Source organism: Cupriavidus sp. YR651, from assembly GCF_900101625.1.
Classification (GTDB): domain Bacteria; phylum Pseudomonadota; class Gammaproteobacteria; order Burkholderiales; family Burkholderiaceae; genus Cupriavidus.
In genome coordinates this window covers 1-13,406 of the sequence record NZ_FMYZ01000032.1, presented here as the reverse complement: position 1 = coordinate 13,406, position 13,406 = coordinate 1, and the positions used below count along the sequence as shown (strand labels likewise).

15 protein-coding genes are annotated in these 13,406 nt (G+C 57.7%); 9 read left to right on the top strand and 6 right to left on the bottom strand.

The genetic code is table 11. The features are described from left to right. Positions 1–1,290: 1,290 nt before the first annotated feature. Positions 1,291–3,273 (top strand): hypothetical protein, encoded by a 1,983-nt coding sequence (locus tag BLR29_RS32280; protein WP_143018577.1) that lies wholly within the window; start codon positions 1,291–1,293, stop codon positions 3,271–3,273. 197 nt (positions 3,274–3,470) lie between these two features. On the opposite strand, the gene BLR29_RS32275 is transcribed toward BLR29_RS32280, so the two are convergent. Further along, the gene (locus BLR29_RS32275) at positions 3,471–3,839 is read right to left on the bottom strand and encodes a hypothetical protein (protein WP_143018576.1); all 369 of its coding nucleotides are present in this window, start codon (positions 3,837–3,839) and stop codon (positions 3,471–3,473) included. 657 nt (positions 3,840–4,496) lie between these two features. Between BLR29_RS32275 and BLR29_RS31305 the strand changes: the two genes are divergently transcribed. Beyond that, on the top strand, positions 4,497–4,952 hold the full coding sequence (locus BLR29_RS31305; RefSeq protein ID WP_092143869.1) for an antitoxin Xre/MbcA/ParS toxin-binding domain-containing protein: 456 nt from the start codon (positions 4,497–4,499) through the stop codon (positions 4,950–4,952). Next, complete coding sequence (locus BLR29_RS31300) at positions 4,949–5,419, top strand: RES family NAD+ phosphorylase (protein ID WP_092143866.1); 471 nt, start codon at positions 4,949–4,951, stop codon at positions 5,417–5,419. Before BLR29_RS31305 ends, BLR29_RS31300 begins: the two co-directional genes overlap by 4 nt. A 169-nt stretch (positions 5,420–5,588) precedes the next feature. On the opposite strand, the gene BLR29_RS31295 is transcribed toward BLR29_RS31300, so the two are convergent. From BLR29_RS31295 to BLR29_RS31285, 3 genes are all read right to left on the bottom strand, one after another. Then, positions 5,589–6,074, bottom strand: a complete 486-nt coding sequence (locus tag BLR29_RS31295; RefSeq protein ID WP_092143863.1) for a hypothetical protein — start codon at positions 6,072–6,074, stop codon at positions 5,589–5,591. A gap of 207 nt (positions 6,075–6,281) precedes the next feature. Then, a complete protein-coding gene (locus tag BLR29_RS31290; protein ID WP_092143860.1) occupies positions 6,282–6,602 on the bottom strand; it encodes an H-NS histone family protein in 321 nt (106 codons plus the stop codon). 80 nt (positions 6,603–6,682) lie between these two features. Further along, complete coding sequence (locus BLR29_RS31285; protein WP_092143878.1) at positions 6,683–6,973, bottom strand: H-NS family nucleoid-associated regulatory protein; 291 nt, start codon at positions 6,971–6,973, stop codon at positions 6,683–6,685. Between the two features lie 520 nt (positions 6,974–7,493). Here BLR29_RS31285 and BLR29_RS31275 point away from each other — a divergent pair. From BLR29_RS31275 to BLR29_RS33135, 6 genes are all read left to right on the top strand, one after another. After that, positions 7,494–7,733: a hypothetical protein gene (locus BLR29_RS31275; RefSeq protein WP_092143857.1), complete on the top strand. Its 240-nt coding sequence runs from the start codon at positions 7,494–7,496 to the stop codon at positions 7,731–7,733. Positions 7,734–8,891: 1,158 nt separating this feature from the next. Further along, on the top strand, positions 8,892–9,149 hold the full coding sequence (locus BLR29_RS31270; RefSeq protein WP_092143854.1) for a pentapeptide MXKDX repeat protein: 258 nt from the start codon (positions 8,892–8,894) through the stop codon (positions 9,147–9,149). Between the two features lie 80 nt (positions 9,150–9,229). Continuing rightward, on the top strand, positions 9,230–9,856 hold the full coding sequence (locus BLR29_RS31265; RefSeq protein WP_092143851.1) for a cytochrome b/b6 domain-containing protein: 627 nt from the start codon (positions 9,230–9,232) through the stop codon (positions 9,854–9,856). A 44-nt stretch (positions 9,857–9,900) separates the two neighbouring features. Beyond that, positions 9,901–10,653 carry a molybdopterin-dependent oxidoreductase gene (locus tag BLR29_RS31260; protein ID WP_092143848.1) on the top strand — a complete coding sequence of 251 codons (753 nt, stop codon included), beginning with the start codon at positions 9,901–9,903 and terminating at the stop codon, positions 10,651–10,653. Positions 10,654–10,877: 224 nt separating this feature from the next. After that, positions 10,878–11,333 (top strand): DUF3788 domain-containing protein, encoded by a 456-nt coding sequence (locus tag BLR29_RS31255; protein WP_092143845.1) that lies wholly within the window; start codon positions 10,878–10,880, stop codon positions 11,331–11,333. 161 nt (positions 11,334–11,494) lie between these two features. Beyond that, positions 11,495–11,728, top strand: a complete 234-nt coding sequence (locus BLR29_RS33135; RefSeq protein ID WP_369804744.1) for an FCD domain-containing protein — start codon at positions 11,495–11,497, stop codon at positions 11,726–11,728. Here the strand turns inward: BLR29_RS33135 and BLR29_RS33130 are convergent. Both BLR29_RS33130 and BLR29_RS31245 read right to left on the bottom strand, forming a co-directional pair. Beyond that, positions 11,674–12,084, bottom strand: coding sequence for a hypothetical protein (locus BLR29_RS33130; protein ID WP_255371543.1), 411 nt, complete (start codon positions 12,082–12,084; stop codon positions 11,674–11,676). The genes BLR29_RS33135 and BLR29_RS33130 overlap by 55 nt on opposite strands. A gap of 605 nt (positions 12,085–12,689) precedes the next feature. Then, the coding region (locus tag BLR29_RS31245; protein WP_176861120.1) for a TolC family protein at positions 12,690–13,406 on the bottom strand (717 nt) is incomplete at its 5' end.

Here is a 13,406-nt window from a genome sequence, read left to right as displayed (position 1 = left end):
GGCACTGAATCGACACCGAAAGGAACGCCAGGCGCGACCTACGTATATGGACGCGACCAGGGCAGCCCACTGACCGTTTCCACACGGCCTCGGCCGGTCTCGGTCCTCTGCTTGTCCGGGTGCGGGCTTCCCTGGCGCCAAAGGCAACAGCCCATGCGGCCGTCCGTGAAATACCTCATGAGTGGCGGAAACTGGTCGTGGATTCAACAGGTCGATGCAACACTAGACGGATCTAGACAGAACTGGCCGGAGGGTCGGCCTCTCCAACTTCGCCTGTACGAGTGTGTCCCTGCCGACCCAGACGGGAGGCAATCGGGTAGGGAAGCCAGTTGGCTGTTGAGACAAAACTGTATCGATAAGGTTGGGATTATCGATATAGCAGTGCATTGTGGGGAGAAACGCCAAAAAGGTGGTCGCCCAGATGCGATTTCTGAGATTTCAATTGTCGGCTTGGCCTATGGCGTATTTGATTCCAGCCAATGCAGACACAAACGCGAAAGGAGCGATGGCCGTGGCTTCATCTTGCTCTCGCGACAGCTTGCCCGTTCCATACAGGCTCTTGAACACGGGTTGCTTGGCGCGATGCTTTTTCGCATAGGACCCGTCGATTTGCCAAGGGGTAGGATGGCACGCCGGTAATGACCTGCGCGATCGCGTCGCCCGGGGACTTGCGGGCCGCCAGCGAAGAGCAGTGGATATGCAGCATGCTGCCCTATGTAGCAGCGAGTGGCCGCCTTCCGCATTCGTTGACCGATCACGGGAGGTGGCACGCCGGCAGACCCGGGAAAGGTGGCGGGTGCTCACCCTGCCCGAGGCATGGGCGTCGGGCTGCTAGGCGAAATCCAGATCCATGTTGCTGCCCTGGTTGAGACTGGTGGGCCAATGATCGTCAATGCGATGGCCAGCGCGATGTCCACGAGTACATATCGATGTGGCGTAGCCCGCGTTGCGGATGGCGGCGTTTACCTCTTCCTCCGGGACCTCAGCGCAAACGCCGAACTACCGGCTTGGCGAAGGGGGCGACTGGTGATGCTGCTTCCCTGGCGCTTGCAACAGACGATGTGAATAGCACCAGGCAGATATAAACGATGTTGATTGCAGATTTAAACGTATCAACTCAACCGAATGGTCGATATTTATCCTCTTGGGCTCAACTAGGATGTACAACACCAGCGGGCTTCGTAGATGCGCGATCCTGTCCTCGCGATTCACGTAGGTCAGCAAGTAAAGACGGCATCTAGTTGGCGTATCTGGATTCCATCCGGTCGTTGGAACGGTCGAGGAGCTACAATGAGAATAATAAAGCCAGTTCATGCGTTGATCTGCCTATTCCTGATATTTGCGTCGGCAAGGGTAGGCGCTGAATGTAAGGCCCTTGAGAAATGCGAAGAAATTTGGGTCGCTGCACAGGACGCCGGAATTCCTCTTTCTTTCTTCTCAAAAGTTAATCCCACCAGAAACGCCGCAAATATCGCCATCGGTGATTTGCTTGTCGCTCAACACAACATCAATGTAAGGGCAAGGCCAGAGGTCTCTGAAGGATCAAGGCTTGGACGACTGCCCGCCGGCACGCAGGTAGAAGTCGAGGATATTCGGCGGACTAACGTGGAGGGGCAGGGACCACAGATATGGCTGCGTATTAACACCAACATGGAAGCTTTGAAGCCCGCGCTGAGGGCCCCAATGAAGAGCAGCGCAAAGCAGAGCGAACTCTCTGATGCGCCGGACACTATCCCAAAACTAGACGAGAAGGCGCGCAAAATTGTTGGCTGCTATAAGCAGCAGATCGCGGGGGGCAAGCAAACTACTATCAGGAGCGTCTTCGAGTGTTCGGGATATTGGGTTACTCCGCATGCGCTAGTCTCTTGCAGTATTGGTGCAGATTGCCCGGCGCTGCCTGATGGCCCTAATGGAAGGGCCGTACTGGATGCAACTTTGAAGAACTCAGGAGGGTTGAAGATCGATGATGTCCTCGCTTTCAACCCTACGGCGCTGCCGCGACAGCCCATTACCGCCGAGATTGATAAGTGCAACATATCTGCGAAAACTTCTCGGGCTGCGTTTGAGAAGTGCGTTACGACGGCAATGATGTCGGTTCACAAGGACCAGATCGGGTGCTTTCAGAAAGCAACGGACGGCGAAAAGCTGGCTTGCTTCTCCCAAAAGGCCGGGAACAACGACTACACAAGGCTTATAGGGTGTCTGGCTGGTGGGAGGCCGTCACCGGATAAACTGACAAGTTGTCTGACCAGTAGTGAACTCGAAACGAAAGTCGAAGGTGTGCGTAAGTGTGTCTCCGACGCTAGTTCGGAGAGCGAGGCGCGCCGGTGCATCACTAACCAGCTCCCGGCGGGGCAAAGGACCGTCGCAAATTGTGTTAACGCTAGGCCGGAGAACTATGAGACCTGCCTTGATTCCCTGTCTCCCGACATGAAGAAGGCACGGTTGCTTAACGAATGTCTATCTAAGAGTAGCAATCAGAATAGCGCGTCCCAATGCATCGCAACAGAGGTCGGTGGTGACGTGGGGAAAATCAGTGGCTGCTTGGCCCAAAAGGACCGCATGGCCGTTGCCACATGTGCATTCGGTGATAGCCCGCAACTGCGAGATGCGCAACGTGTCTATAGCTGCGTTGCTTCGGGCTTGGATGTCAGCGCAGTGCTCTACAGCTGTTCCGAAGGAGTCGTCACCGACGGCAAGACCCGGCAGACAATAGCGTGCGTTGCGAAGGCTGGAAGCGATAAGGCCAAGTTGGCGACTTGCAGCGTCGGGGCGGTGCTCCCAGAGGAAGCAGCGAGGATAGTGGGGTGCGCTTCTGGAAGCACCGGTCCGACCTCCTTTGCACTGTGTGCGGCTGGCCCAGCGATGAATGAAGAATGGCGGATCGCGGCGGAGTGTGCGGCAGAAACGGGGGGGAATCCTATTGGATGGGCGGGTTGCACTGCCGGCAGGCTCACAATGCGAGAGCTCACCAAATGCCTAAATGGCAAGGTTGGTCAGGATTGCTTCGGACCCAACAACACCATAGTTGTAGGTTTGAGGAACGCGTACAGCGATGTGACCCAAGGCCCCGGCAAGAACAACGACATAGTAAAGGCCATTGACGCAGTTAGCTCGCTTACAGGCGGTTCCAATTCCGTAATCAACAATCCTGGCCAAATCTGGGGTGGCCCCAATTCGGTATTCAACAACCCTGGCCAAATTTTGGGGGGAGATCACTCGGTGTTCCATGACCCAGGGCAGGTACTTGACCCCGGCCGGTGGCGCTTCTAAAAGGGACCATGGACGCTCCTTGTCGCCCGGTGCGTGTAGCCAGAAAGCCGAGGGCCCAAATAAGAAACCAGATGTCACGGGGGGACGGGGAGGTCGGGCGAGGAGTGAGCGGTCCATCGGGGCCGTTCACTCGCTACTCTCTGACGGTAATTCACTCGGCGTCCACTCCGCCGACTCTTCGCTGGACTTTCGCTGTGCTACGGATGCCAGCATCTTGTATACAAAGCCGGCAAACGCATGCGGAACTTTGCGTCGTTGTGGTCGTCTCGGATGACGACGCGCTCTACAATGCCCAATCGCTCAAGCATTTCGACCTGGTCGTGGACTTTTCCTTCGTCAAGCGAGAAGAGCTCTTGAACTTCTGCAAGCGCGAAATCATTGATCTTTCCAGCGCGCAAGTTTCGAAGAAACGTGGGAGCGACACGGAAATCGTCCGTTGCTTCGTCGAAGCTCAGTTCGGACAGTTTCCTCATTGCAGAGCGCAGAATGGACTCGCTAAAAAGCGGAAGGGTGTCAAGAGGATGATCTGCAGCTTCCGGCAAGTCTTGCATCAGCACGAGCAGCAAGATCAGCTGACGCGGAGAGGCATCATGGAGGCAGCATTTCCGAGTGATGCCTTATGCTAACACAACGAAATCGTTGTGTTGAGCTTGGCCTAGCGCGTTTGAACCTGATACGTGACTAATAGGCCTTTATTTTTGGGAGCTTTTCGCCGGAGAAAGCCGCTAGCGGCCTGGGACGGTAGCTTGGCTGGCCCGATCCTTACCAAAGGAAGTACGCCAGCAACGTATGCAGTGGAAATACTGTTTTCGGCCAGGAATCGAATACTGCCGAATGCTGGTCGTCGAACCAGGGACCGGTATTGTTTGGTCTTCAGGCCTGCCGTGGAGCGGAGCGAATGCGAGGCGCGCTGGCCGTGGTAGACGATCTTTCGGAATTGAATTCCGTCCTACGCACCGCATTTAACATAAATTGCGACCGATGCCTCGGTCTGTCCAATATCGTTGATCGAAGCGCGGGGGATTCCGCCGGACAACAGCTTTTCGCAGCTTGTAACCTTCTCTTGTTACAAAAAAGTGGCCTACAGAATACGGCGGCGCAGATTCTCAAAATCCCGCACCAGGAGGGCTTGACCCTGCAAGGCGCGTAGTCTGATGGCCGGGCGGGTCGTTGTATTTTAGGCAAAATGCCGCTAACATGAAGGCAAATTGCCGGAGCATGCTATGCAGACCATCGCCTTTCGACCTTCGGGCGCGCAAGCACCATACGAGCTCTACCTTGAGAGGCTTAGTGCCTTTTTGAGCACTAAGGTGCGCACGGGTGCGGATCTCGCCACGCTGGCAAATGACCGGCTTCCCGTTGACATTCTTGAGCGGCTGCTTGAGGCCGGACTGTCGTGGGATGAGGTCACATTCATCATTCCCCGACGGACCCTTAGCCATCGCCGCGAGAAGGGCCAGCCCCTGACAGTGGAAGAATCGGACAAGGCCATTCGACTCGCTCGGATCTTGGCCCAGGCGGCGAACACCTTTGGCGACATTGAGCGAGGTCTGAATTGGCTGCGGGCAAAACAGCAGCGACTGGGCGGCGTCGCGCCGCTGTCATTGGCTGGAACGGAGCAGGGTGCTCATCTCGTTGAGGAGCAGTTGGTGCAGATCGACGAAGGGTACTTTGCCTGATGATCCTTTGGCGAATCAGTAACTATGCGGATCTCAAAGGTATTGGCGGATTGCGAGCGGGGGGGCGATGGCATTTCCCTGGCCAGCCTGTCGTGTATCTGGCCGAGCACCCGGCGTTAGCTTTCTTGGAGGTGCTGGTTCACCACGAAGTATCGAGGATTGAGGACCTCCCAAGGAACTATCAACTCCTGAAAGTCGAGATTGATGACTCGATCGCGGTGGCAAACATATCGGACTTGCCCAAAGACTGGAAGCAGAACGTGGGTTGGTCGAAAAATGCCGGGACCGAATGGCTCTCAGTCCGGTCCAGTCTGCTCTTGAAGGTGCCAAGCGTCCTGGTGCCATACGCTTCGAACTATCTTTTCAATCCGGCTCACCCGGACGAGACGAAGGCTCGGATCGTTGAAGCGAAGCGCGTTGAGCATGACCCGCGTATTCTCTCATTGCTTTCGGGACCACGACCTTGAAAGCGGCCGCGACTACCTGCAAGCGACTTTCCAGAGTGGGCTGATTGGACCAGTTGATTTGCGCTGAATCCTCTCCCACCCACGCATGGCGAATGCCGACGGACTCTTCGATCCAGAAGGGGATTCGGAAGAGGGCTCTTTGCGAGCCCTCTCATGTCGACGCGAGATACTACGCGCAGACCGCGGTAGCGTTTTCAATAGCTACGACAGCATGTGCAGCACCCTTCGAGCGGCGGACCTTTGCAATCGAAGTCGATTTTTGCGCCTTGTTCGCCGCGGAAGGTTTCTTGGTCACGGGCGACTTCACGGACTTGGTCGCCTTGACGGGCTTCGCTGCCATGGTGGTAGTGGCGCGCTTCACAACGGGCTTCTTGGTGGTCTTGGCCTTCGTTGCGGGCTTGGCTTTGGCCGCCGCCTTTTCTGCTGCGTGCGCCGCGCGGGCTTCATCCTTCAGCTTCTTGAGTTCGGCGCGCGCTTTGAGAATCTCCTTCTTACCAGCAGCAACCTGCTTTGCGAGATCGCTGCGCAGCTTGTTCAGTTGCTTTTGAGCCGCCTTCACTTCGCGATCGTATACGCTGGCCTTCTTAGTAGCCGGTACTGCAGCTTGTTTCGGGGCGCGCTTGGCTGTGGTTGCTGCCGATTTGCTGGTGGCCATAATCAATGTTCCGTAGATTGGTTTTCGATGGGGGCGGAGTGTATCAGCGAAAGGCTATAGAAACCATTACTGCTGAATTCAAAGCCAGTTAGCTTGTCTGTCCGCCATCCATCCTCAATTACGGGCATTTACTGTGAGTTGCCAATTACAGCTCCTGATGTTTTGTCACTGCCGATGACAACAAGTGCACATTGCCAAGGCCAAAACTCAGGCGGCGTCTTCCGCTATTAGGAAACGTTTGGGGCTCCTGCCTAACCAGGCCGGTGCGCGGCCTCGGCCGGACCATGTCTTGCCCGTCTTGGGATCCAGATATTTCGGCGGAAGTGCGGCTTTGACCGCCGCGCCGCTGCCGCTCTTCGAGGGCCTTCCGCGACGCCGCTTTGGAGCAATATCGTCCTCCGTCAAACCGTACTCGGTCATCAGACTACGGATCCGCTCAATGACGCCAGCCACTTCTTCAGCTCGCATTTGCGAAAGCTTGGCTTCCAGCGCCTCTTTCTCAGCCAGGAGCTGCTTGTAAGTTGCCATTCTTTCTCCTTTAGGATTCTTGGAATTCATTCATCCTATATCAAAATCTGACAGAAGGGAGACGAAGCAGAAGAGCAGGGCTACGCAATCCGAAAATGCTCCATCGATTGACCGGCGTCGACTGCCCGCTGTAACCACTCCGGTACAGTTCCCGATCCATCCCAGACATGGCCGGCAGCGTCTATATATTTGGTGGATGTCTGAAATCTCTCCTCTGGTTTCACAGGGGCGAAACAGCCAGCCTGCTCAAGTTGTTCCACGCTAATACCGTGGCGCGCGACGGCCGACCTTATCCAGAGAATCGCCTCCGCCCGAGCCCGAAAGACTTCCCCTTCCGATAGGTGTGGGAAGCCTACGTGTGTGGGTGGCATCTTGTGGTCTCCCATGGTTTCGAGGTTCTTCAGATTGCTTGTCAAAGCAAGACGCTGTGTCTGACTTCTAGTTCTTCCGGGATGTAGGTTGTGCTGTGCCATCTACCGTCAGAGAGGATTCGGGGGCTTGCGAACGCGCGCGGGAACCTAGCGTCGAAAAATCAAAATGGGCTGCCGCGTACGTCGCGTTACACGCCCATACCTCTTCCCCATCGCGAAGAAAGATCACCCATTTGCCGTCGCTGATGCATTCCGCGCCAGGGAAGACTTCGTCGTGCCCATTCGGGCCATCCAGCGGGAAGGGCGCGTGGGGAATCGCCCAGTATCGTCCGGCTGGCAAAGCTTCTATCTGCTTTCTCGACATTCGCTCATCTAACGAGATCTGCTTCCGTGCCTGGAATTCTGCTACGGATCTTTGCAACGGTGTCAATACTGCAACGGCGTGACAACGGCATACGTTGGGCTCGTGTAGTCTTCGGCCTATCATATCTTGCCAGATCAAAGCTGCCGATTCCATGCGATGATGCCAATCTTCTCGCTAACCGTTCGAGCATTGGGTATCTGCGCCTTGGTGACGATGGCCGCCATCGCTTCTCGACAGCTCTACCTGCGTATTGACGAGGCTGAAGTCGAGGAGTACGCCACGCCTGACGCGACGATGCTTGAGCACTGCGAGGCGATGCGTCGTCATCTCGACGGCCGTAGGGTGTCGGAACCAGCAAGCCTGCCAGTTACACGTGGGCGATGCATGGATTCATAAGATTCGCTGGCGGCCAAGCATCCGACGCCCACAAAACCTGCGATAGGGAAAAAAGAAGCCCGCTCCCGAGTGCAGGGCGGGCTGGTAGCAGTTCCGGCATGGCGATCAAGGACGATCGATTGCAATGCCGGCATCAGGTTACCCGAGAGGTGTCCTGCCGCATATCATCTAGATGGCTCATCCGTTTGCATGGCCCTTGGCGAGAGCAAGTTGTCGTCAGCGAGCGCGCGGACACGAAACTAGTGATTTGCGATGGCCGCCATCCTTGCGAGTGCTTTATGCGTTATATTTTGACGCGTTAGACCTAGATGCGTGCACAACTAGCACTGCTTCTCCTTGGCCTTGCCGGACGGGCAGAACGACTTATTGCCGTACGTTTCGACACGACAGCTGACTTTCTTCGCTTGCGCTGGCGGACAGTTGTAGCGCGTATTAAATTTGTAACTACCCCTTCCGTGACCGCTCAGTGCTGCTGACTTGACACATTTTCTTTCACTGGGAGCGCAATAGAAAAGTGTAAATTCGCATCAGTCCATATTAAATCATTCAACTCTCCTACCGAAATGACGGCACAAGGATAATATCTGTTATCCCTGTACTCACGTTTCGGAACGTTGCCGATTCATTGGCCCACCTCACCGGGGACTCTTACCGGAACCCTTTCGCTGTCCTGCTCATTGGCCTGTGCCCGTGGAGCAACCACTCAATCCACCTCATCGGGATCATAGAGATCCGTTCGCTGCCGCAGGAGTCGAGCACCCGCCAGGAGTTGCCTCGGTGCCATTCGCCCGATTTTGACTGCATTTTGCGCTACCGTTGAGATCTTCTCCAGCGCCGACTCCGCCGCGCGTTGGCCCGGTGACATTTGATCATGGTCGGGCAGGCTTACGGTCGCTTGCACATTCTTGGTACGCACAAGAATGGCCAATCTTGGTTCTTCAATTTGTGCAGTCGACGCGGCATACTGCGAAGGCAGACGGAAGAACCTATCTCATGCCGGGAGAAATAGATTTTCCGACCGCTATAACTGGATGTGCCCCTGCGACGAACCTCTCATCAGACGCACACATCCCGTGTGAATCTGGTGCGCGGCGGACAGGCCCGATAGGTCGTCAGCCGGGACGCACCCGGCCCAACGTACAACAACGAGGAGTCGAGATGAACAAGACCGTAGTCGCCGTAGTGTCCGCAATGTTCCTGATGGGTGGCACCACCGCATTCGCCCAGACTGGTGGATCGATGGCCAAGGATTCGATGTCGAAGGATTCGATGTCGAAGGAAAGCATGTCGAAAGATGCTATGTCCAAGGACAGCATGTCGAAGGATGGCATGTCGAAGGACAAGATGGGCAAGTTGAAGTCGCACGACAAGATGAGCAAGGAAGGCGATGGCATGTCCGGCGGCATGAGCAAGTAACACTGGACTGAGCAAACTCGGCCAGGCACCGGCGGCGATGTCGTGCCGCCTACGTTGCATGTTTTCCAGCGGAGGTCGAAATGGGACTCTCGCATGGCGCTGTCAATGGTCGCGCTGGCCAGCGCAAGATCCAGCCGGGCTGGGTGCGCGTCTCGCACTGGCTCAATGCGCTGGCTGTCCTGCTGATGATGCTGTCGGGCTGGCGCATCTACAACGCGTCGCCAGTCTTCACGGCTTTCCGCTTTCCAGGCGATATCACACTGGGCGGATGGCTGGGCGGCGCGCTGCAGTGGCATTTCGCAGCCATGTGGCTGCTGTTCTTTAACGGGCTGTTCTATCTGGCGATGAGCGTCGGCACGGGAAGATTCGCGCGAAAGTTCCTTCCGCTGGGGCTGCGCGCCGTGCTGGACGATCTGGTCGCAGCGCTGCGAGCTCGCCTGTCCCATGCGGACCTCAGCCACTACAACGCCGTGCAGAAGTTCGCCTATCTGCTGGTGATGATGACGCTGCTCGTGCTCGTGCTGTCCGGCATTGCTATCTGGAAGCCGGTGCAGTTTCCGCTGCTGCGCGAGATGATGGGCGACTGCGACTTTGCGCGTGTGGTGCATCTCTGCGCCATGTCCCTGCTCGTCGGCTTAGTTTTGGTGCATGTGGTCATGGTGGCGCTGGTGCCGCGCAGTCTGCTAACAAAGATCCGCGGGCGCTGACATGACTTTGAGCGTGAGTCGTGAATCCAAAATCTTCCAGACGAATGACGGTCGACCGTGAGTCGCTGGTCATCGATGTGCGACGGGCGGTAGACGCGCCATCGCGGCGCCTGTTCGGCAAGCGCATCCTCACGCTTGGCGGCCTGGCCATGCTCACGGGCTGCAGGCTGAGCGACGATGCCTCGGTGGAAACCTTCCTCTCACGTGTGTCCCGCATAAACGACAGGGTGCAAGCGTGGCTCTTCGACCCGAACCGGCTCGCGCCGACCTATACCGAAGCGGACATCACGCGACCGTTCCCATTCAATGCGTTCTACGGGATCGATGAGGTCACGGTGGTGAATGGCGACGACTTCCGACTCAAGGTCGGTGGGCTGGTGCGGGAAAGAAAAAGCTGGACCTTGGACGAACTCTATGCGCTGCCCAACGCGGAGCAGATTACGCGGCATATCTGCGTCGAAGGCTGGAGTGCAATCGGGCGGTGGGGAGGCACGCCGTTTGCAGGTTTCCTGCAGCGGATCGGCGCCGATACCACTGCGAAGCATGTGGGGTTCCGGTGTGCGGACGACTACTTCGAGAGCATCGACATGGCCACAGCACTGCATCCGCAGACCTTGCTGACATTCACGTATGACGGCGAGCGCCTGCCCCCCAAGTATGGCTACCCGATGAAGCTTCGCATGCCGACTAAGCTCGGCTACAAGAATCCCAAGCACATCGTGGAATTGTTCGTTACCAACGTCTACCCTGGCGGTTATTGGGTAAACCAGGGCTACAACTGGTTCGGAGGTTCTTGAGAGACCGGAGTTTGTTCCGGTCAATTCGTTCCTCACCCACGGCGGCTTCGATTGTGCTTTGGATACTCGAGCGCCAGCCAGACGCGCAATTCATCAGCATAAGCTGGCTATGGCGAGGAGAAGTGCCGCTCATAGTCGGCGAGAAGCTCATGTAAGATCGTCGGCAAGGAAAGCACCTGCACTACCAAAAGCATTCCGCCCATACAGAGGAAGAGGAAAGCAACATGAATCAGTCCTCCCAAATCGGCGACAGGATCACCGAAAAATCAGCTCCGCCCGATGAGCGCACTGTCCGCGACTGGATTGGGACGGAGGCGTTCGAGCATTGGGCCGCGCTGCAGAGCTGGATCGAGGCATCCTACCCCGGTGTTTTCGCGCCCGATTGGCTCTATGGTGGGAAGAAACGCGGTTGGTCACTGCGCTACAAGAAGACCAAGGCGTTCTGCACCTTGCTGCCCGCATACAGGCAGTTTTCCGTTCTAGTGGTCTTGGGGCGAGCGGAGCGAGAGAAGTTTGAGGAGCGGCGATATTTCTGGAGTCCGCAGTTGGTCAAGCTCTACGATGAAGCCCGAGCATACCCTGACGGGAAATGGTTGACTGTTGCGATCTCATCCGAAGATGATCGGCGTGAGGTGATGGATCTTGTGAGCATGAAGCGCCCTCCACTGTTATGCAGTTGAATGTCGCGGAAGTACTAAAGACATATGTTTGTGTCAGCGTCTCGCGCGTTCATCGGTGACAGGTCAATCGCAAACGGATCAGTAAACCGTGGCGCAGTGCATCTCAACTGAGCCGTCCGTCCCCCGGGTACCGCGGTTGAGCGTTCAGCCAGTTCGAGAAAATCACGAAGATCCGGATCGAACTGGAGAGACTCGCCAACGCGGCTGCGGCAGAGCGCATCACCGATGAGGAACTGAAGCAGGTACAGTCATTCCACCGCCGGTTTGCCGACGAGATGTCAAAGCGAAGTCCCGACGGCGCCAATGTCATCTCCGCAAACCGGGCGCTTCACTTTGCCAACTACGCCGCGGCGCGCATGCCGATCTTGTTGCGGATGATCAAGTCAAGTGGCTGAGCATCGGCCCGATTCCTAACCATGACCTCCGCTCGGGATCGTGCCGCGTGGAAGAACGTGTCGCGGTCAAGCATCTCGATAATCTGGTCGAAGCCCTGCGCAGGCACAGCGGTGCGGCTGCCTGTGCGGCGCAGCGTGAGGATATCGAGAGCGCGGCGGCAGCCTCGCCTATACTGTCTCGGCTGGGGTACTGGACAATACGGACAGGATTGAGGATGCGGCGGCCACGCCGGTGCCCGTGAAGCGGGCTGCGAAGACAGGGCGGGCAGGGGTGAAGCGCTGATTAGCTCGGCAGAGGTGAAGAAGTTCACGGCATTCAAATCCGTCTCCCACAGATGCTTCTCCGGGTGGTCCACGCCGCGGTTCCAGGTGGCCCGCACCAACCAGTCCACCCCGACTGGGCGCTGTGCCAGGAACACGTCATGAATGTCGCCCTCGCGATCGCTGACAGCAACAAGGCGCGTGTCCGAACACTGCAGCTTGAGGGGATCGAGGCATTCCAGACTCTCCAGCTACTTCACGCTTTCCTTCTCGCGAATGGGCAGCGCACGCCGCTGCTTGATTTTGCTCGAGTCTTGCGGCGCACGCTCACACGTCTTCATTCTCAACACGCCCAGTGGCAGACCATCAGGCGTCACCGCCAGCACAATGTGCAACATGAATCCGTGGAAATTGCCGCCCTCGAGTTGCGCGCCACTCGAGGCTTGCGGGAACGAGGCATGGCCTTCTTCGCCAGGCTACGCGCCAAGCCAAAAGTCGTTTGCGTGCGACGTGTATCGGCCAATTCAGAGCTGCTGAATTTGTTGCCGGCCGGGTCTTCCAGGCTCTCCGTATCAGGCGAAAGCGCCACCATTCCTCCCGAAGTTAACACCGTCCGATTCGGCTCACATACCAACCGAGATGTGGGTAAAGGCAAGCCGTTGCCCGGGAGAGGGCGCTTGCCAGAGGCATACGAACCGGATCAGTTCTTGGCAACCGACTCCGGCAACGGACCCCAGCCACCGCCGAGGCTACGCACCAGCGACACCGTCGCCGCGGCACGCAAACCCGCCACAGCGTTCGCGTCGCGCTGCGACTGCAGCACGGTGCGATCGGCATCGATCACGGTCAGGTAGTCGACCGCGCCGGCGTCGTAGCGGCTGCGCGAAGTGCGTTGCGCACGCTTTGCGCCTGCCAGTGCGCTGTCCAGCGCCGCGCCCTGCTGGCTCAGCCAGCGCACATCGGCCAGGCTGTCCTCGACCTCGCGGAAGGCCACCAGCACGGTCTGCCGGTAGCGCGCCACGCTTTCCTCGTGCGCCGCACGCGCGCCCACGAGGTTCGAGCTGTTGCGGCCGCCGTCGAACACCGTCTGCGCGATCGTCGACCCCACCAGCGGCCCGAGCATCCACGTGCGCGACGACCACTTGAACAGGTTCGACAGATCCGCCGATTCGAAGCCCAACAGCGCCGTCAGCGAGATGCGCGGGAAGAACGCGGCCTTGGCGATGCCGATGCGCGCATTGGCGGCTGCCATCTGCCGCTCCGCCGCCGCGATATCTGGACGACGTTCGAGCAGTTCCGACGGCAGGCCCGGCGGCACGGCCACCGGCGCCGTATCGAACGGCCGCGCGGCCAGCGAGAACTGGGCCGGCGGCACGCCGGTCAGCACCGCCAGCGCATGCTCCTGATTGGCGCGGCG